Here is an 18,431-nt window from a genome sequence, read left to right on the forward strand (position 1 = left end):
CCGCAAGGACCAGCCCACGCAGTTCTTCGCCCGGGCCGAGCTGGCCCTCGCCCTGCCGGATCACCTCGCGCTGCGCGAGGTGCCGCTCAAGCCAGATCCGCTGGAGGCCGTCGCTGCGGCTGTCGCCGATGTACGCGAGGACCTCGGCGAGCGCGCAGACATCGTCTTGGACCTGGTGCCGATCTCACCGGCCAAGGTGGGGCGGCGGCGGAACCAGCTGCTGGCGCGTGCGCGCCGCGATCCGGGCAGCATGCCGGCGATACCGGGCATGCCTCAGCAGGGCACCCGCGGCAGCGGCTTCGCCCAGCTGGCGTCCCTGGGCAGCGAGATCGCCGCCGAGCTGCGGGGCCCGCAGGGCCGTGGTGGCCAGCGGCCGGTGCAGCGTCAGCGCATGCCGAGCATCTCCGACGTCAAGGCGGCCATGGGGAAGTTCGCTCCGGGGGCGGACCCCGTGTTCGCGCTGCAACTGCTCGTCCGGACCTGCTCCTCCGACCCTTCGCGGCCGCGGATGCTGCTGGAGCAGATCATGGCGACGCTCGAGGGCTGGGCAGGCGACAACTACTTGCGTCCGGTCGGTGTGAACCTCTTGGTGACCCGGTTGCGCGCGGACTCGCGGCTGTACCGGCGCAACTTCGACCGCCGGTTCACCACCGGCGAGTTCGCTCCGCGGCGCCGCAGCTGGGTGACGGGTGCGGAGATCGCCGGTCTGCTCAAGCCCGCCACGAAGCACAACCTGGCGGCGAACGTAGCGCGCTCCGGTGGCGTAGTGCCCCCGCCGCCGCCGAGTCTGCCGACCTGGAACGGCCAGGTTGACCTGCTGCCCCTGGGCTGGGTGGCCAAGCCGGGCGGCGGTGAGCGGCTGGCCGGACTCCCGCTGGCATACCTCCTCTTCGGGCTGTTTCTTGGTAAAGCGGGCTACGGCAAGACCGAGATGAGCCTGGTGCAGGCCATCGCGCTCGCCCACAACGGGCACGGGACCCTGTTCCTGGACCCGCACGGCGACGGCTGGCAGCGGGCGCGCCCCTACCTGGCTCACCCGCAGCTCGCGCCGCGGCTGTGGGAGATCGACCTGACCTCGCCCGACCTCGACGCGATGGTGGGCAGCTGGAACCCGTTGTCCATGGAGGACCGCGGGGAGTCGGAGATCCCCGACATCGTCAACGCGATCGTCACCGGATTCGCCAGCGCGCTGAACTGGTCCGACAGCGCTGGCCGAGCCAAGACGATCCTCACCCGGTCCGTGGAGACCCTGGCCCGCCTGTCGTGGATCCTCTCCCAGGCAGGCAGGCCCGACCTGGCACCGACGATCTTCCAGATCCGCACGCTGCTCAACGATGAGGTGTGGCGCGACGCGATCGTGCCGTACCTGCCCAAGACGCTGCGCGACTTCTGGGTGCACACCTACCCGAAGTACTCCAACGAGGCCACCCCGGTTGTCACCAACATCATTGAGCGGCTGGACAGTTCCAACAGCCTCAAGGGCTTCCTGGGGTCGTCGCTGAGCACGTACGACATCCGCCGCGCCATGGACACCGGGAAGATCGTTTTCGTGTGCCCGTCCGGCACCGGCGACACCGACCGCATCGTGAGCTGCTTGTTGATTTACGACCTGTTCCGGGCCGGCCTGGCGCGGCGCACCATGCCTGTGGCGGACCGCAGGGACTTCTACGTGTTCATCGACGAACTCACTGCGGTTGACGGCGCGGCCAAGGGCACGTTGGCCGCGATCGCCGAGCAGCTGAGGAAGTACAAGGTCAAGCTGCTGGCGATGACGCAGATGTCGCAGCGCCTGTCCCCGACGACACGGCAGGGCTTGCTTCAGAACTTGTCGATCTTGTCCACGACAGCCAGCGACATCGACGAGGCGCAGCTGGTCACGCGCAGGTGGGGCAAGCAGGTCGCCCCGGACACGGTCTCGCAGTTGCAGCGCTACCACTACGTCATGTCCGTCACCCTCGACGGCGGGCAGAGTGACCCCTTCCGGGTGCGCGGCGCGAGCGTCGAGGAGTTGTACGGCGACTACCTGCGCCAGGACGACGTCCATCGCTTGGACACCGCGGTCAATGCGAACCTGCGCCGGCGCCCGGTGCGGGACATCCTCGACGACCTCGGCCGCCTCGACACCCGTCTCCGGCTGTTCCTGGCGACACTGTCGCCCCCGCCTCCGGATGACGACGGCGATCCGGGCCCGGAGGAACCGCCGGTCGCCGAGGGCCCGGAACCGCCTGACGACGACCCGGGCCCGCCGACGGAGCAGGAACCGGAGCCGGCGCCCGACAACGTCACCTTCCTCATCAAGAACCAGGGATCACGAGTCGGATGAGCACACTGATCGAGCACGAGCCACTGGACCAGCCGGTACGGACTCTCAGTTTCCACTCCGTTGCCAAGGCGGCTCTGGAACTGCTCTACCAGCACCGCATCATGACCACGGCCCAGCTGCACCAGCTTCTCACTCCGGCTGCCCGCGGTTCCTCCTACCTGCGCCGACAGCTGGCGGCGCTCGAAGAGGGCGGCCTCGTCCAGCGACTGCGGGCTCAGGGGCAGGCCGGTGGCGGCCACTCCTTCAACCGGCCGTACGTGTGGTTTCTGACCGACGCGGGCGCCGACGCGGTGGAACAGGCGGCTGAGGTCCTGGCCCGCCGCTACCGGGTGACGCCCGAGTCGGCGGCCAGCACACGCCAGGCTCACACTCTGGCCGTCAACGAGGTGGGGATCGCGTTCGTCACGCACGCGCGGCGGCTCGGCCACGACTGCACCCCGCTCTCGTGGACGCCCGAGGTCGCCCACCGCATCCGCGACGGGCAGCAGCGCCGGTTCGAGGACGACCACGTCATCTCCGATGCCGTCCTGCACTACGTGCACGTCGGCCGCGGCGCGCGCACGATGCTCAACCTGTTCATCGAGCTCGACCGGGCCACCATGACCGCGGCCGAGCTCGCCCGGAAGGTGTCCGCGTACGGGCGCCTGTACGAGTTCGTGCCGCAGCACCCCAACCGTGCCCGGCGTTCCGCCGCCTCGACGCGGCCCGCGTGGCAGCACACCTATCCCGCCTTTCCGCGCCTGCTGATCGTCCTCGACGGCGCGCCCGGCCCCACCCTGGCCAAGCGGCTCGCCGACCGGACCGAGGACCTGTACACGCTGACGCGGGCCGACCCGCGTCTGGCCCGCCTCGCACGGCAGTTGTCCATCGGCGTCACGACGCTTCAACAGCTGCGTGTGCAGGGACCGTTCGGATCGATCTTCACGCCGCTGCTGCGCGGCACGCCCGAGGAACGGCATCCCCCGACCGACATGCTCCTGCGCCGTCCCGATGCCCCAGCACCCGCTCGGCATCCGCCAGCCCCGTCAGCGCCCCGCTGACCTGCTCCGCACCATCCCCCGTGCGGCCAGGCGCCCACCGTCTGACCGCTCCCTGAGAGGAGGCTCCGCCGATGACTGTCACCGTTGAGGAATCCCTGGCCCCCGGGCCTTCCACTCTGGCCCTGGCCGAGGCTCTGGAGAGCTCTGAGCAACTACGCCAGAGGCGCTTTGAGCTGCTGCCGATGCGCGGCTCGGTCTACACCGACGTGCAGGGACGCGGTCCGGGCCCGAGTACCAGCCCGGAGGGCCTCGCCGATCTGATCACATCGATCTCCACGGTCGGTGTTCTCCACCCCGTCCTGGTCGAGGAACTGCCCGGTCCCCAGGGTCAGGTTCAGCGGCGCCTGGTCATCGGTGAACGCCGCTACCGTGCCTGCCGCTGGGGCGCGGTCAACCAGCCGGACAACCCGCGCTTCGAGAAACTGCCCGCTGTCATCTGCCCCGGCCCGATCAGCGACGAAGACCGCCGTACCTGGCAGTTGGTGGAGAACCTCGCCCGCGAGGACCTCCAGCCCGGGGAACTCGCCAAGGCGCTGCTGCTGGAGCGCAGCGCGATCCTGCGCACCCAGCTCCACAACGCCGACATCGAGGTGAGCGAGGACGTCCAGCGCCTGGAGGACCCCGTCGCCCGGTTCGAGGCCCTGGAGAAGCTGCGCGGCAGCGACGCGAACCTCGCCGCACCCTGGAACCTCGTGCTGCGCCGCCTGGGGCTGCAGATCACCCCGCGGCGGGCCCGCGAGGTGGTGGCCGCCTTCCGGACTCTGCCGCGCGAGCTGTCGGCGGACATGGACCAGCACCAGGTCGCGCTGGCCGCCCGGACCAACCTGGCCCGCCTCAGCCGCGGCCGCCGCGAGGCCGCCGCCGAGCTGTGGCAGGCCGTCAAGCGGCTGGGGCGCACCGACCTGCTGTCGGCCGCCACCCGGGCCCAGGCCACCAACCCGGATATGCCGGCCGACGCCGCCGCCAACGCCGCGGTGACCGCTCACGAGCAGGCCAACGCCGAACGCGCCGCGACTCTCTCCCGGGCATCTGTCCCAGACGCCCAGGAGCCGGACGGCAGCCCGAACCGACTCGCACCCCACGCCGACGCCCCGGACACCCCGACCGGCTTCGGCGACAACGAAGTCCCGCTCTCGGACGCCTACACCGAGCAGCGCGAACCTCACATCCGCACGGATGAGTCCGGCCCGGGCGACCCTCCGCAGGAACCGGCGGACGAAGGCGAGCTGGATGAGATCCCCGAGCCCGTCGACCCGCCGGTCCTTGCCGCGGCCCTGGAGGGACTGCGTGCCCTGAACGCCCAGTTGGCCGAGGGCCGCTCCCTGCACCGGTTCGACGCCGGCTCGCTCCGCATGCTGCTGACCGACCTCCAGCGCCACACCAGCACCGAAAGGACCGTCTGATGCCCGTCTCCCTGCCCATGCCCGGAGTCGGCGGACCGGTGCCAGCCCCCGCATCCGGCTGCGACTGCAACAACTGCCCGTTCTTTATGGACAACCCGCAGGCCGTCGAACCCGTCTGCTCGGGCTGCACCTCCAGCTGCGAGTACTGCGGCTGCGCCCGAGCCGAGGACCCGGCCCCCGGCAGCGAGTCGGCCCTGGCCTGCACCCGCTGCCCCATCCGCTGCGGCACCCGGCCCGACCGGGAGGCGTGGATGCGGGACATCGGCGGCACGATGCACTTCACCGGACTGCGCGTGCCCGGCACCCTCCCCGACCTTCCCCTGTTCACCCCGCAGGTGGACGGGCACGACGTGCGCACGCTCGACGCCCAGCTCACCTGGCCCGCCTACGCACTCGGGCTGCGCCGCGTAATCAGTCCCAAGACGCACAAGATGTTCCCGCGCTGGGAAGGCAAAACCGCCCGTCAGTTCCTGGACCTGCACCCCGAGCAGAAGGCCGTCCTCAGCGGATACGCGGAGGACCCGCTGGTGGAGGCCTACTGGACTCGGCGCAGGGCCGACGGATTCGCCGACATGCTCGCCGCCCAGGAGTGGGACCTCGTGCTCACCCCGAACGCGTCGATGTATTTCAACCAGCCGCGCGCCGAGAACCTGATCAACATGCGGCGCAACCTCATGCTCGCCTCCGAGCTGTCCGCCGCCGGCGTTACCGCGGTTCCCAACATTTACTGGCTGCGCTTGGAAGACCTGGACCGCTACCTCGACTGGCTGGACGAATCCCCCAAGCTCCCGCCCGCCCTCGCCATGAACCTGCAGACCTTCCGCACCCAGGCCGACTGGGAGGAGATGGCGGTGCCCGGGCTGACCTACCTGGCCGCCACCCTCCCGTCCGACCTGCCCATGGTCCTCACCGGGGCAAGCCGCGCCGACCGGATCGCCACCCTCAAGGCGCTCTTCCCCGGACGGCTCCACCTGATCAGCCAGAACCCGCTGCAGTACGCCCGCCACGGCGCCGTCATGACGGAGGACGGGCGTGTCGACACCCACGCCCGCACCGAGGACCTGTTCACCGCCAACGTCCGCTTCTACGCGGGGCTCGCCGACGGCACGATCACCCCCCGGAACGAGGCCTAACCATGGGCTCGGGCACCAGGATCGATCACCAGCACCACCTCGTCGCCACCACCCAAGGGCTGACCATCGAAGCCCCCGCCGACGAGGTCGTCCTCATGCCCGAGGCCCAGCGAGAGATCATCGACCGGGCCCTGGAGATCCAGGCCCAGTGGGACGACAACCACGGGCAGGCAACCCTCGACGAGGCCATGGAGTACTCGGGGCTGCGTGACCGCCTGCGGCACGAGTACGACCTGTGGAACGGCCACGGCCTGATCCAGGAAGCCGAGCGCGAGGAAGCCGAGGCACAGCCCCCCGGCTTCCCTCCCCGAGCCAGCGAACCCCCCGTCAGCATCCCGGTGCAGAGGGCCGCGGCGCAGCAGGTCCTGGACGAGGTTCTCGAGGAGCACCAGGCAGCGGCCGCTCTGGCGGTGCAGGCCCGCGATCGGTGGCCCGACAACCCTGAAGTCAGCTTCGTGCAGGACTTCGAGGCCTTCCGTGAAATCCACGACGCCGCCTGGAACCGGGAGCTTGAGGGAGAGGAAGCGGTGCCGTACATGCTCGAGAACGCCACCGGCGGACTCGGCACCCGCGAGAGCGGGCGCGGCTTCGGCCTGGAGCTGGAGTTCGTCACCGACGGCGACTGGGACGACCAGGGTGAGGCCTTGCGCGCCATCGCACGCGACCTGCACGAGGCAGGTCTGGCCCAGGACAACTACATGTACGGCTACCACTCCCAGCGGAACGCCGGGTACACCGACGCCGCCAACGCGTGGCGTCTGGAGGAAGACTGCACTGTCGCAGGCGAGATCGTCTCGCCGATCCTCTACGACGAACCGCAGACCTGGCAGAACCTCGCCACCGTCTGCGAGATCATCCGGCGTCACGGGGGCGGTGCCGGAGAACAGACGGGTGGCCACGTCCACGTCGGGCTGCACGACTACGACCACGACGTCGCCAACCACCAGCGGCTGATGGACCTGTACGCAGACCACGAAGACGTCCTGTTCCGCCTCGCGGCCAACCGCAACGCACCTGACTCCGAACACCGCGGATTCGAATGGTGCGAGCCCAACTACGTGCAGGCAGAGGGCTACCGCGCCCTCGGCGATGTCCATGCCCGAGCACGGCACGGCATGGCCCTCAACCTCACGGCGGCGCGCGGCCAGCGCAGTGACCACGGTGAGTTCCGGCTGTGGGACGGATCGATCGATCCGGCGGTCATCCAGGCACAGGTCAATGTGTCCCTGGGCATGGCGGCCGCAGCTGTCCGAGAAGACCCGGCAACACCCCGTCACCGCCGCCGACTGGGGCACCACATCGACTACTGGGGCACCCAGCGGCCCCCCGACGCCCAGCTCGAAGTGAGCAGCCTGGCCTTCCGTGAGTTCGCCGACGAGATCCTTCGGGGCCGGCAGCAGATGGCGCAGGCGGCCTCGCTCTACGCCCTCACCCGCTGGCAAGAAAGCGGCTGGTAGCAGCACCCGACGTGCACATACGCGTCGCCGCCCTCACTCGGGCGGCGGCCCACGTACTGAAAGGGGGACACCGCGATGGGGTCCGGCAGCAGAATCGACCACCAGCACCACCTCGTCGCCACTACGGCGGCGGGTACCACCATTACCGCACCCGACGACGCCGTCAGCCTGTCACCAGACGACGAACACCGGCATCTGGCCAGTCAGGTGCTGAGCCTCGGCACGCTGGTGAGGGACGACGAGGCGACGCCTGAGCAAACCGAGGAGTTCTACCGCCTGCGCCAGCGCCTCCAGGACGAGTTCGGGCAGACGCAGCAAGCACTCGACGAGCAGATCGCCGACGATACCGGTGCAGCGGCGGGGGTTTCCATCCCGGCGCAGCGGGGCCTGCCGGACTTTCAGGCCCCGGAAGACCGCGCTGTCCAGCGCGCCGCGGCCCAACAGGTCCTCGACGAAGTCGCCGCTGAACACCAAGCGGCGGTCGCCCTCCAGGAGCAGGCACGACAACAGCAGCCAGCTGAGGAACCGGTCAGCTACACCGAGAACTTCGATGCCTTCCAGCGGGACTTCGAGGCCGCACGCGAACGGGCGGAGCGCGGGGAGCAGGTCATCCCGTACATGACGGAGAACGCCACCGGCGGGCTCGGTGCCCGGGACGGCGGCCGAGGCTTCGGCGTGGAGATCGAGTTCGACATCGAGCCCGGGGCCGACCGCCAGCAGGCGATCCGAAACATCGCCCGAGGCCTGCGGGACGCCGGACTGACCCGTACCGCCCAGCAGTACGGCTACCACTCCCAGCGGCGCGCGGGGTACACCGACGCTCCGGATGGCTGGCGCCTGGAATCGGACTGCACCGTGGCCGGAGAACTCGTCTCGCCGATCATGTACGACGAGCCACAGACCTGGCAGAACCTTGCCGCAGCCTGCGAGGTCATCCAGCGCAACGGCGGCCGCGCCTCCGTGCGGACGGGCGGCCACGTGCATGTGGGCATGCACGACTTCGACCACGACGTCGCCAACCACAACCGGCTCATGCACACCTTTGCCCGGCACGAGGACGTCCTGTACCGGCTCGCGCAGAACCCTGCCGCGGAGGGCCAACGCCACCGCGGAACACGGTGGTGCACGCCGAACCAGGTGCCCTCGGACGGGTACCAGTCGGTCAACTCGGTCCGGGCCTGGCACGGACACGCGGTCAACCTGGAGGGGGCCATACGTGGCGGACAGAGCGCGCACGGTGAGTTCCGGCTGTGGGACGGATCGCTCAATCCGGCCGTCATCCAGACGCAGATCAAGCTGTCCCTGGGGATGGCCGCCGCGGCCGTCCGTCAGGACACCGCTCCTTCCGGACCGCGCATGTCCCTGGGCAGCCACCGGGAGCAGCGCAGCCAGGCCGGGCTCGGACAGCGGCGGCGGCTGTCCGGTGACGACTGGCGCACGAACACCGCCGACTTCCGGCAGATGATCGACACCCTCTACCAGCGCCCGGAGGATATGGCGCAGGCAACAGCTCTGTACCAGCAGACTCGCTGGCAACGCCGCTAACTACGTGGAGACGTCATGACTTTCATCCGCACCCGCAACGCCACCGCCGCCGCTACGCCGCTGGCACCTCCCACCAAGGGCGACGGCAGCACCTACGTCTTCGAAATGATCTACGACGGCGGAAAGTGGCGCGGCTACGCCGACACCCCCACCGAGCTCCTCGTGGGGCTGATCCCGGAGTATCCCGAGCTGGAGAGCCCGAAGGAACGGGCGGCTGCACGCATCCGGCTCGCCCTGCGCCTGCAGGTCCAGCTGCAGGCGGTACTCGCCACGCCGGAGGACCTTGAGCAGTGCACCCCCGAGCAGCAGCAGGCGATCCTCGCACCGAGGGATACGCCTCCCGTGCTGAACCACTGGGACGCCCCCGTGCCGCTCGTGCTCGTGACGTCTTTCTACAAGCCGACGGGCCGTCTGCCCCGGCCCACGGGACCGGAAGGCGCGCTGCTCTGGATCGAGCCGGACGACGAGTGGGCTCTGTTGCGCTCGCTCGCCGAGATCGGCGTCATCCATCTTGGCGTTGACCAGGGCAAGCTGCCGCCGAATGTTCGAGGGGAATGACGTGGGGTCAGGTAGCCGAATAGACCACCAGCACCACGCCGTCGCGCCGACGCGCGGTTCGGATGCCCTCGTCGCCGAGGCCGCACCGATCACTATCGAAGAACGGCCCGAGCGCGGCACCGTACGCATCGCCGACCCGCCCGTGGAAGTCGCCGTCATGAATGGGTTCGTGTTCAATAGCGACGGCGACATGCTGTACCTCCCTGCTCATCCGCGCGACATCCGGGAGCAGGTGACCGACGAACAGGACGCGGTGTTCCACGCCGGTGGCAGTGTCACCGATGATGACGGGCGCTTCCTCATTGAAGGCGAGGCGCGGGCCAGCCGCGGGCCGGAGGGCCAGGTTCAGGTCAGCTCGGCGGACCTGCGGTGCGCCGGGGGCATCGGACATGATGATGAGGATGGTTCCTGCGCCCATCCCGAAGCATTGGCCAGTCGTATCCAGGAGCAACTTGGCGTAGGCAGCCAGGTGGCAGTCGACCGGGCCGCAGCCCAGGAAGTGCTCGACGAGGTCGCCGCTGAACACGCTGCGTCGATCGCGGCACAGGATCAGGCCCGTGCGGAGCGGGCGGCCCAGCCCGCCGTGCGCTCCTACGCGCAGGACATGGACGCCTTCCAGGAGGCCTACGACCAGGCCCGGGAGCGCCAGCGCTCCGGTCAGCCCCTGGTGCCGTACATGACGGAGAACGCCACCGGTGGCCTCGGCGCCCGGGACGGCGGCAGGGCCTTCGGTGTCGAGATCGAGTTCGACTACCCGTCCACCATGACGTACCAGGAGCAGCGGGCGGCCCATGAGCGGATCGCACGTGAGCTCCACGAGGCGGGCATCGCACCCAACGCCAATGTGAACGGCTATCACGCGTCGGAGAACGCTGGGTACACCGACGCTCCGAACGCATGGAGGCTGGAGCGCGACGCCACAGTGGCCGGGGAGATCGTGTCGCCGATCCTGTACGACGAGCCGCAGACCTGGCAGAACCTCGCCACCGTCTGCGAGATCGTACGGCGCAACGGCGGCATCGCTTCCGTGGGCACTGGAGGCCATGTTCACGTCGCTGTCCCCGACTACGACCACACGGTCGCCAACCACAACCAACTGATCAACACCGTGGCCGGCTACGAGGACGTGATCTACCGGCTCGCTCAGAACCCTGCGAATGACCGACACCGCGGCCTGGCCTGGTGCCACCCAAACGACCAGGTGTCGCGCCCCTACTCATCGGTCTCGCAAGTCCGGGACTACAACAACAGCCACCGCATCGGCCTGAACTTCCAGTCTGTACAGGGGCGGAACAGCGACCATGCCGAATTCCGCATGTGGGACGGCTCGCTGGACCCCGGCACAATCCAGGCGCAGGTCAACCTGTCGCTCGGCCTGACGAACGCGGCCCTGCGGGAAGCCGGGACGACCCCGCCCCCGCCCCCGCAGCGAGTCGGACATCACCGCGGGCTCCACCAGGCGAGGCGTGCGTCAGGACAGCGCGGCTCCCTCACCGGGGAGGCGTGGACCAGTAACACGCAGGCGTTCCGCTCTCTGATGGACCGGATCTACACCACCGCCGAGGCCCGCGCGCAGGCCACGGCGGTGTACGCGGGCACCCGCTGGCACGACGGCTGAGGCTGAACGACATACGGCAAGGGGCCGGGCACCGCGTAGTGCGGTGCCCGGCCCCTTGCCGTGATCACTTGCCGCTGGGCGAGAGCCACAGGGTCGGCGCGACGGACCGCGAGAGCTGGGGCTCGCGGAGCGTCCGGTGGTTGCACACCTCCTCGTCGGCCATCTGGTCCTCGACGCTGAAGCCCCGGTACGCGACGATCTCAGCGAGCCGGTCATCCCTTGCCCGCGCCGTCGCGGTGAAGCTGCGGTCGTCGACCATCACCGGCGTGCCCGTGGAGTAGTCCACCATGATCATCGTCCCTTCGGGCACCATCAGGATCTCCGTGAGGGTGACGTCCGCCGTCTTCGCGGCCTTGCGGAACCAGCCGGGGTTGGACGCCCAGTACAGGTTTCCGTCCGTGTCGACCGCGACGGACAGCGGGCTGACCGCCGTGCGAGCCAGCATGACCAACTGCGGCCACCGTCGGTCGGTCCACGCGAGCGCGGCCCGGCCCACAACGGTCTCCAGGACATCCAGGGTGGGCAGGATGACCCCGCCCGCCTGGTCCAAGGCCTGGAACAGGACCTCGGTGTCCGTGTCACCGGTTGCACGCGGGAGTCCGAACGTCTTCCGCAACGGCAGCGCGTCGACGTCGCCGTTGTGGGTGCCGATCAACTGACCCACCTGCAGCGGACTGGAGTTGGTCAGCTTCGCCGCGCCCTGAGTCATCCAGCGGGTGTGCCCGAGAACAGCCGGGGCCTCGTTGAGCGCGCCGATGTAGTCGCGCTTCCACACCTCTCGGAAGCGGCCCGGCCCCTTGATGATGCGCCAGCCGCCCGCCGTCACATCACGACGGTTGGTGACCGGACGCCGGGTGAGTTCCTGGGTTTCGGAGGTGGCGAAAGCCAGCCCCGCCGAGTCCTTTCCGCGCTCCTCGGCCAGGTGTCCGAGTGCAGCGCACATGATGGTCGCGCGAGTGGGGTTACAGGTCTGGTTGCGGATGACTCCGAAGAGACCGCACATGATGTTCCTTCTGCACCCCGGCACCCTCGTGTGGGCCGGGGCGTACTGCTCAAGCCGTCAGGCCGCGCCGCAGCGCGGCCTGACGGGTAGTTCATGACGTAGTGGTGCTGCCCGCCGCACCCCGTCAGGGGTGCGGCGGTGGCTGCTGAGGTCTAGCGCCTCTGTGCCTTGACGTAGTCCTCGTAACAGGGCTCGTCCCTGTGGGTGAACCACGTGCGGGTCATCTCGCCCGCGAGGTACACGTACGCCTCGATGGTGCTGCCGTCGGCAAGAGTGACAGTGCGGACCTTGCGGTCGTAGTGGTTGTCGCCCCCCTCGCCCCGGTAGCCTTCAAGCGCGTCCAGCCGACGGAGCACGACAGGCCACAGCTCGGCGTGGACATCCATCACCTCACCGACGACCCGGCTGCCCTTGCGAGCGAACGCGAAGGGGATGCCTCGGCCGAAGAGGGTGTGGTCCATCAGGTGCGCCGGGCGCTCCTGAACCGTGTTCCCTCGAAGAATGTGCTGGTAGTTGCCCTGCCCGGCACGGAGCGTGCCGTAGACGAAGACGGGCTTCTGCTCAGTGGTGAACTCGAACAAGTCGTTCGCCACCTTTCTGCTACTGCTCGCCGGTCACGTTCTCCGGCGTTGATGCTCTAACTATACACTCTTATTTCAAAGTACGCAACACCCCTCGCTTCATCGAGGCCCGCCACGCCCGCAAGTCACCCACGGAGTCCGACCAGGGGTCCGGCGCGCCAAGGCGCCCCGCCCCATCTGTAACGACGCAAGCATTGAGGGTATTGCGTACTGTGAATGTAGCGCGTATATTCGAGTCGACGGTCGGCGGGTTCTCCCCACCGCACTGAATCCATCCCGAAGGAGCCGCTCACGTGCGGCTCGGCGTCCACCACCCCCTCCCAGCGCGGTGGACGCTCCGGGCCCGGGCGCGCCCAAGGCTCGCCCGGGCCCGTCCAAGAGGGCGCAGAAGACCCGGAGTTGACCATCACGTTCATCATGAGCGCACGCTCCCTCACCCGGCTCGACCAAGCAGCGCTGCGAGCCGCACAACGACTGGAAAACGGCCACCCGGACTGCGCCACCGCAGGCACGACGCCCCCCACCGCATCCTTCGCCACCGCCGAGAGCGCCCGGCACATGCTGCGCCGCACACTCCGGCTCAAGCCGTGGGTTGCCATCGCCAGCCGAAGCGACGAGGCCCACCCCCTGGCCGACAACGCGACCGGCCGGGCATTCCGGCTACGGCTGTCCAACGGCGCCGCAGCGCGCGAGTTCCTTGCCGCGTACGACGGCAACCAGCGCCTCGCACTCAGCATCATCGGCGCATGCCCCCAGTGCGGTGCGCAGGTTCCCACGGTCTACATCAAGAGCCTCGCCGACTACGGCAACTGGCTGCGCCTCGGGCCCAGCCTCGGCGAATCCGCCCACTTCCGCACGTCACCCGCGCATCAAGACGGGTGCCCCATCCCTCACCAGCCGCTCAACACGCCGACATAACGACGCAGGGCCCCCGCCGGCAGGGCCGCGGCCCTGCCGCGGACCGGCCGCAGCGACAGACAAGCGAAGTACCCGATGCACCACAAGAGTTCCCCTTCCCACTCCACACCACCACCCTCACCGCAACACCCGCCGCGCGTGACCGTCGTATCGGTCCCGTCGCCGCGCCGACTGACCGAGAAGGAGCAGATCTTCCACGACGGGCTGACCGAGCATCTGCTGTGGGCGCTGCCGATCGCGATGCTCGAGCTCCTCTCCAGGCCCTCCTGCGCGCTCGAGCAGCAGCGGAAGGCGTCCGCCGCTGCCGTCGGCGGCCGCGGTGACGCCATCCAGTTCCACAGCAAGAAACGGACCGCCGAGGCCGGGCAGCAACTGGATCTCGGCCTGGCCTACCTGGCGATCTCGACGCCGGGCGGCATCACCAGGTTCGGAGTGCACGCCTGCGCCGCGCCTCACGACAACTGCCCGGCCGATGCCGGAAGTCCCAACCAGCTGGAAAGCACGACATGAGCACTCCCATACCGAGCGAAGGTCCCTTCGCGAACGCCCCGAAGAGGCGCTGGCTCCTGACTCAGAACCGGCAGCTGCGCGCGGAAGGTATCTTCAATTTTCCACTTCCGGCTTGGGCAGGTCGATTTCCTGATGGCACGACATATAACGCGTGCCCGGAGGCAGGCGCGTGTGCCAAACTCTGCTACGCAAGGGTGGGTACCTACCGGTGGCCTGTCGTGCTGGCCGCGCACGAGCGTAATCTCTGGATGACCATGTACGCACTGGCCGACTGGGAAGCGCAGATGGCCGAGGAAATCCGTCACAAGCGATATCTGGGAAAATGGATTCGGCTGCACGATTCTGGGGACTTCCATTCTGACGATTACCTTGCGGCCTGGCTTCGAATCATGCGTAATGCGCCGGAAGGAATTTGGTTCTACTGCTATACAAAATCTGTAAGCCGTTTCCGCCGTATGGTTGAACCGAATCCGCCGGAGAACTTCCTGTGGTGCTACAGCTTGGGAGGAATGGAGGACCATCTGCTCGACCTCGAGTCGGAACGTCACGCCGACGTGTTCCCCGGGGTCACTGAACTGGAGGCGGCAGGCTACAGCGATCAGACAGAGTCCGACCTCCTGTCCGTCCTGAGCGAGTCACACAAGGTCGGAATCCCAGCCAACCGAATCCCGATGCTGCTCAAACGCCAGGGTGACTTGCGCTTCAGCGAGCTGCAGCACGCCTTGGACAAGAAGCTCGCCGAGAAGCGGCGACGCGCCGCCGCGAACGGCCTGGACCTCGCGTCCTGACGGGCGCGTCACTCGAAGCACTACCGCCGCAGCCCCTGAGGGGCAGGCGAATCACGGGTGGGCCCGAGGAGCACAGCGCTCCTCGGGCCCGCCCGTATGCCATCGCACCGAAGCAGCCGACCGCGGCGCGCCGGGAATTGCGTAATTCTGAGTACCGCTGTACGTTCGTACCCTGGTCTCGCCCTGCGTCAGCCCTGCCCACCGGGCCCGGGAGACGCGGAGGGGGCCGCTGGCCACGGACGACAGCATCACCCCGCCGGCGCACCGATGTGCCTCGCAGGACACGATCAGGCCATGCAGGCCCTGGAGCAGACATGATTCCCGCAAACTCAAAAATCAAGATGACCACTCTCGAGCGGATCGCAGAGCGGTATCACGTGACGTACATGACCGTCGCCCGCCAGTGGGCGGAGGAGGAGACCTTCCCTCCCATCCTCGACCACGGGAGCAGGGCCTATGTGTACGACGAGGCGGTCGTCGATGAGTGGGTGCGGGAGTGCCGGCCGGAGGTCTGGATCGCGGCTCACCCCAACGAGACGGACAAGGTGTCCCTTCCTTCCGGAAATCCGAAGGACCTGCTGCGTCTCGAGGAAATCGGAGAGCTTGAGGGCCGGTTCCTCTCGCGCGACGCCACGCCGGTGACGACCCTGCGCACCTACATGTCCCCGTCCAAGGGCATCCTTGCCCCGCCCGACCGGCGCCCCGACGACGGCAAGAAGCCTGTCGTCGTTCATGACATGTGGTTCCGGGAGACGGCGTACGCCTACATCACCCGGCCCCGCCGTGTCCGGCGGAACGTCGCAGAGGCTGCGTCGGAGCCTCGGGAGCCGAGCGAATTCCTGCGGCGGTACTTCGAGGAGCACCCCGGTCTACTCAACCTCGAGAGGATCGCTCAGCTCGACGGCCTCGAACACAATCGTGCCCCGACCTCGATGAACACGCTCAAGACCCACCGGAAGCAAAAGAAGCTCGCGCCTCCGGACCGCAGGCCGAGGGATGGCCTGGAGCCTCCTGTCGAGGAACTGATGTGGGAGCCCGCAACCGTCCTGCCGTACTTGTGCCGGCCGGACGGTCGGCGTTTCGGTACGGCGAACCGCACCGACGACGGCGCGTAGCCTGCCGGCCAGTAGGTCCCGCCCCCAGACGTCCTGACACCGAGGATCCGCATGACACGCCACCGTATCGACCGAGCAGGGATCAAGGCGCGGTATGGGGTCAAAGATGCCTCCGCGTTCACCAGGCTCGTCAATTTCCCGGCCTCTGATGAGGACGGCCTGTGGGACGTGACTCAGGTTGATGCCTGGGTGCAGGCCATGCGGCCGCAGTTCTGGCCGCCGCGGCCGGAGGCGGCCGCGGCCAGTGCTACCGCAGCCCCAGTGGCGAAAGCCAAGCCGAAGAAGGCTGCCACAGCCAAGTCATCGGGAGCGAAGACGGCTTCGGGAACAGAGACGGCCAAGGAGATGGCCGGTCGGTTCCGCATGAGCATCAAGACCCCGCACACCTGGGCCAGGACAGAGGAACAGCGGGGCCCGGATGGAAGGATTCGGGTTGCTGCTTTTCCTCAGCCTGTGTCACCAGGCCGGTGGAATGTGCGGCAGGTGGACAACTGGGTACGCCTGTACCGGCCCCGGGTATGGGCGGCCTATTCTGGTGATGAGCCCCGGTACGTGGTCCCCCTTCCTGAAGGGCACCCCAAGGACCTGCTGGATATCGGCGAATACGGTGTGATCAGAGGAAACGCGCTCAGTGGGCAGCCTGCTCTGCGGGCCACCATGCAGTACTACCTGAGGAACGACCTGATCGCAGTTCCTGATCGCATTGCAGGAGACGGTGAGCAGCCAGAGGTCTTCGAGCCGATGTGGTATCGGGAAACGATCTACTCCGAGATCCGGAAAAGGCGCACACGGGAAGCAGTAGAGGTCGGCGAGAAGCCCGTGAGCCGGTTCCTGCGGCAGTACTTCGAGGAGCACCCCGGTCTGCTCAACCTCGAGAGGATCGCTCAGCTCGACGGCCTCGAACACAACCGCGCGCCGACCTCACTGACCACGCTCAAGGCGTACCAGTCCGAGGGGAAGCTGGCGCCCCCTGACCGCAGGCCCGGGGACGGCCAGGAGCCTCCTGTCGAGGAACTGATGTGGAAGCCGGAGAGTGTCTTGCCGTTCTTGTGCCGGCCTGATCTACGGCGTCGCGCGGTGGCGGGCGGCATCGACGGCGACGGGGAACCGGCCGATCAGTAGCTCGCGCCACCCCACCGTTGCATCCCGTGGGGGAATCGGCAGAGTCCGTCGACGAGCTCACTGCGGAGTGACTTACCCCTGATGTGGGTTCCGGCTGACCGGTAGCGGTCAGCCGGAACCCACATCAGGGGTATTGCTTATTGTGAATGACTCGCGTACATTTACATGAGAGCGAGTGGCGCGTGCCTGTCTCGCCCTGACCACCAACGAGGCCGAACCGGCCGATGGGGCGGCAGTGTGCCGCAAGATCCCGTCGCGCGGGGCCCGTCGTCCGAGGAGATCCGTGATGCAGCCGGGACCTCACCTGCCCGAAACCGACGAACCTGAGGCTCTGGAGTTTCTTCGACTTACTCAGTCCCTACCGTTCTCAACCCCGTACACGGGTGAGATCGTCGACTGGGTCACCAGAACCAGTTCAGCGCAGCCGCAACCGGAAGATGCCGGTCTGTCGCCGCCGGGCCGTGCTGTCGCCGCGTTGAGGCGTTACGGCTCTTCGGATGGCCTGGCAGCTGGAGAAGTCGCCGCCCGTATGCGCGATGTCGCGCACGCGATCGCTTTGGTGAGGAACGATCACTACTCGGCCGAAGCCGCCCACAGTGCTCCCCGCGACGCCCGGCAGATCGCTTCGCGGCACGAAGTGCGCAGGCTCTGCGTGACAGCCGGGACTGCTCGGAGCCTGGCGGGCCCCGGGCGGGCGGTCGTCATCGTGCAGCCCTCTGACGAGCACGACGTCTACTGGCCTCTCGGTGACGTGATACGAACCGGGCCTCGCCTCGGCGCCGAGGAACGACTCGGGCGCGAGGTGCTGGCGATTCTCGCGCCACACGTCCGCCTCGCCGACCGCCTCTCATGCGAAGGCAGCGGGGTACTGGTCCAGACGCGGCCTGAGGCCGTCGAAGTCGCCTGGTGGTCCCCCGAACCCGCCGCAGAATCCGGCGCGGACATCCCCGACCCCTGGGCCTTCGGCGGAGTGCGTTCCTTGTGCTCCACGCTGCTCCGCAGCGAGGGGATGACGATCTCTCAACGCACCGGTGCCCTCCTCGTCAGCCGATGACCGGACACCAGCCCCCGTTCCTGCCTGCCCTGTCCCATCACACGCCCCCACCCGCCAACCTCAAGGAGTACCCCGTGAGTACGTTCCATCGCTTCCTGCTCGGCCTGGCCCTGGGCGCAACGGTCACCGTCATCATCCGGACCGTCACCGGCAACACCCAACTCGCACTCGTTCTGGGCGTGGCCGTCCTGATCCTGGTGTGGCTGTCCCGCTTCGTCCTCGACGAGCTTCTCTGAGCCGTCCCTCCGTACGGCGTACAGCGA

Annotated in this window: 17 protein-coding genes; 15 read left to right on the forward strand and 2 right to left on the reverse strand. The window is 68.3% G+C overall.

The features are described 5' to 3' along the window. Positions 1-79: 79 nt before the first annotated feature. The 8 genes from C9F11_RS43065 to C9F11_RS43100 all read left to right on the forward strand — a co-directional run bounded on the left by C9F11_RS43065 (position 80) and on the right by C9F11_RS43100 (position 11,077). Positions 80-2,323, forward strand: coding sequence for an ATP/GTP-binding protein (locus tag C9F11_RS43065; protein ID WP_249402296.1), 2,244 nt, complete (start codon positions 80-82; stop codon positions 2,321-2,323). Next, positions 2,320-3,363 carry a replication-relaxation family protein gene (locus tag C9F11_RS43070; RefSeq protein WP_138967739.1) on the forward strand — a complete coding sequence of 348 codons (1,044 nt, stop codon included), beginning with the start codon at positions 2,320-2,322 and terminating at the stop codon, positions 3,361-3,363. Before C9F11_RS43065 ends, C9F11_RS43070 begins: the two co-directional genes overlap by 4 nt. Before the next feature lie 71 nt (positions 3,364-3,434). Continuing rightward, on the forward strand, positions 3,435-4,766 hold the full coding sequence (locus C9F11_RS43075) for a ParB N-terminal domain-containing protein (RefSeq protein WP_138967741.1): 1,332 nt from the start codon (positions 3,435-3,437) through the stop codon (positions 4,764-4,766). Next, positions 4,766-5,899 (forward strand): DUF4417 domain-containing protein, encoded by a 1,134-nt coding sequence (locus C9F11_RS43080; RefSeq protein WP_138967743.1) that lies wholly within the window; start codon positions 4,766-4,768, stop codon positions 5,897-5,899. Before C9F11_RS43075 ends, C9F11_RS43080 begins: the two co-directional genes overlap by 1 nt. Positions 5,900-5,901: 2 nt before the next feature. Continuing rightward, the gene (locus tag C9F11_RS43085) at positions 5,902-7,356 is read left to right on the forward strand and encodes an amidoligase family protein (RefSeq protein WP_138967745.1); all 1,455 of its coding nucleotides are present in this window, start codon (positions 5,902-5,904) and stop codon (positions 7,354-7,356) included. Positions 7,357-7,431: 75 nt separating this feature from the next. Then, on the forward strand, positions 7,432-8,901 hold the full coding sequence (locus C9F11_RS43090) for an amidoligase family protein (protein ID WP_138967747.1): 1,470 nt from the start codon (positions 7,432-7,434) through the stop codon (positions 8,899-8,901). Between the two features lie 15 nt (positions 8,902-8,916). Further along, positions 8,917-9,459, forward strand: coding sequence for a hypothetical protein (locus C9F11_RS43095; protein WP_138967749.1), 543 nt, complete (start codon positions 8,917-8,919; stop codon positions 9,457-9,459). Next, a complete protein-coding gene (locus C9F11_RS43100; protein WP_138967751.1) occupies positions 9,443-11,077 on the forward strand; it encodes an amidoligase family protein in 1,635 nt (544 codons plus the stop codon). Before C9F11_RS43095 ends, C9F11_RS43100 begins: the two co-directional genes overlap by 17 nt. 64 nt (positions 11,078-11,141) lie before the next feature. Here the strand turns inward: C9F11_RS43100 and C9F11_RS43105 are convergent, their stop codons facing one another. Further along, the gene (locus C9F11_RS43105) at positions 11,142-12,020 is read right to left on the reverse strand and encodes a hypothetical protein (RefSeq protein ID WP_171076179.1); all 879 of its coding nucleotides are present in this window, start codon (positions 12,018-12,020) and stop codon (positions 11,142-11,144) included. A 212-nt stretch (positions 12,021-12,232) separates the two neighbouring features. After that, on the reverse strand, positions 12,233-12,673 hold the full coding sequence (locus C9F11_RS43110) for a gamma-glutamylcyclotransferase family protein (protein WP_138967755.1): 441 nt from the start codon (positions 12,671-12,673) through the stop codon (positions 12,233-12,235). Positions 12,674-13,060: 387 nt separating this feature from the next. Here C9F11_RS43110 and C9F11_RS43115 point away from each other — a divergent pair, with 387 nt between their 5' ends. The 7 genes from C9F11_RS43115 to C9F11_RS47860 all read left to right on the forward strand — a co-directional run bounded on the left by C9F11_RS43115 (position 13,061) and on the right by C9F11_RS47860 (position 18,404). Further along, a complete protein-coding gene (locus C9F11_RS43115) occupies positions 13,061-13,579 on the forward strand; it encodes a hypothetical protein (protein ID WP_138967757.1) in 519 nt (172 codons plus the stop codon). Positions 13,580-13,717: 138 nt separating this feature from the next. Further along, positions 13,718-14,089, forward strand: coding sequence for a hypothetical protein (locus C9F11_RS43120; RefSeq protein ID WP_138967759.1), 372 nt, complete (start codon positions 13,718-13,720; stop codon positions 14,087-14,089). Beyond that, entirely contained in the window at positions 14,086-14,877 is a 792-nt protein-coding gene (locus C9F11_RS43125; RefSeq protein WP_138967761.1) for a hypothetical protein, read from the forward strand. Before C9F11_RS43120 ends, C9F11_RS43125 begins: the two co-directional genes overlap by 4 nt. A gap of 341 nt (positions 14,878-15,218) precedes the next feature. Next, positions 15,219-15,992: a hypothetical protein gene (locus C9F11_RS43130; protein ID WP_138967763.1), complete on the forward strand. Its 774-nt coding sequence runs from the start codon at positions 15,219-15,221 to the stop codon at positions 15,990-15,992. A gap of 51 nt (positions 15,993-16,043) precedes the next feature. Further along, the gene (locus tag C9F11_RS43135; protein ID WP_138967765.1) at positions 16,044-17,114 is read left to right on the forward strand and encodes a hypothetical protein; all 1,071 of its coding nucleotides are present in this window, start codon (positions 16,044-16,046) and stop codon (positions 17,112-17,114) included. A gap of 286 nt (positions 17,115-17,400) precedes the next feature. Continuing rightward, positions 17,401-18,168 (forward strand): hypothetical protein, encoded by a 768-nt coding sequence (locus C9F11_RS43140; protein ID WP_138967767.1) that lies wholly within the window; start codon positions 17,401-17,403, stop codon positions 18,166-18,168. Between the two features lie 74 nt (positions 18,169-18,242). Then, the gene (locus C9F11_RS47860) at positions 18,243-18,404 is read left to right on the forward strand and encodes a hypothetical protein (RefSeq protein WP_171076180.1); all 162 of its coding nucleotides are present in this window, start codon (positions 18,243-18,245) and stop codon (positions 18,402-18,404) included. Positions 18,405-18,431: the final 27 nt, after the last annotated feature.

Origin of the sequence: Streptomyces sp. YIM 121038 (assembly GCF_006088715.1) — a bacterium.
In the GTDB taxonomy this organism is placed as follows: Bacteria; Actinomycetota; Actinomycetes; order Streptomycetales; family Streptomycetaceae; genus Streptomyces.

Excerpts from the sequence above, each read along its gene's own strand:
- C9F11_RS43095 (WP_138967749.1), top strand. The coding sequence starts at position 8,917 with ATGACTTTCATCCGCACCCGCAACGCCACCGCCGCCGCTACGCCGCTG.
- C9F11_RS43070 (WP_138967739.1), top strand. The coding sequence starts at position 2,320 with ATGAGCACACTGATCGAGCACGAGCCACTGGACCAGCCGGTACGGACT.
- C9F11_RS43135 (WP_138967765.1), top strand. The coding sequence starts at position 16,044 with ATGACACGCCACCGTATCGACCGAGCAGGGATCAAGGCGCGGTATGGG.
- C9F11_RS43090 (WP_138967747.1), top strand. The coding sequence starts at position 7,432 with ATGGGGTCCGGCAGCAGAATCGACCACCAGCACCACCTCGTCGCCACT.
- C9F11_RS43140 (WP_138967767.1), top strand. The coding sequence starts at position 17,401 with ATGCAGCCGGGACCTCACCTGCCCGAAACCGACGAACCTGAGGCTCTG.
- C9F11_RS43075 (WP_138967741.1), top strand. The coding sequence starts at position 3,435 with ATGACTGTCACCGTTGAGGAATCCCTGGCCCCCGGGCCTTCCACTCTG.
- C9F11_RS43130 (WP_138967763.1), top strand. The coding sequence starts at position 15,219 with ATGACCACTCTCGAGCGGATCGCAGAGCGGTATCACGTGACGTACATG.
- C9F11_RS43080 (WP_138967743.1), top strand. The coding sequence starts at position 4,766 with ATGCCCGTCTCCCTGCCCATGCCCGGAGTCGGCGGACCGGTGCCAGCC.
- C9F11_RS43100 (WP_138967751.1), top strand. The coding sequence starts at position 9,443 with ATGTTCGAGGGGAATGACGTGGGGTCAGGTAGCCGAATAGACCACCAG.
- C9F11_RS43085 (WP_138967745.1), top strand. The coding sequence starts at position 5,902 with ATGGGCTCGGGCACCAGGATCGATCACCAGCACCACCTCGTCGCCACC.
- C9F11_RS43125 (WP_138967761.1), top strand. The coding sequence starts at position 14,086 with ATGAGCACTCCCATACCGAGCGAAGGTCCCTTCGCGAACGCCCCGAAG.
- C9F11_RS43105 (WP_171076179.1), bottom strand. The coding sequence starts at position 12,020 with ATGTGCGCTGCACTCGGACACCTGGCCGAGGAGCGCGGAAAGGACTCG.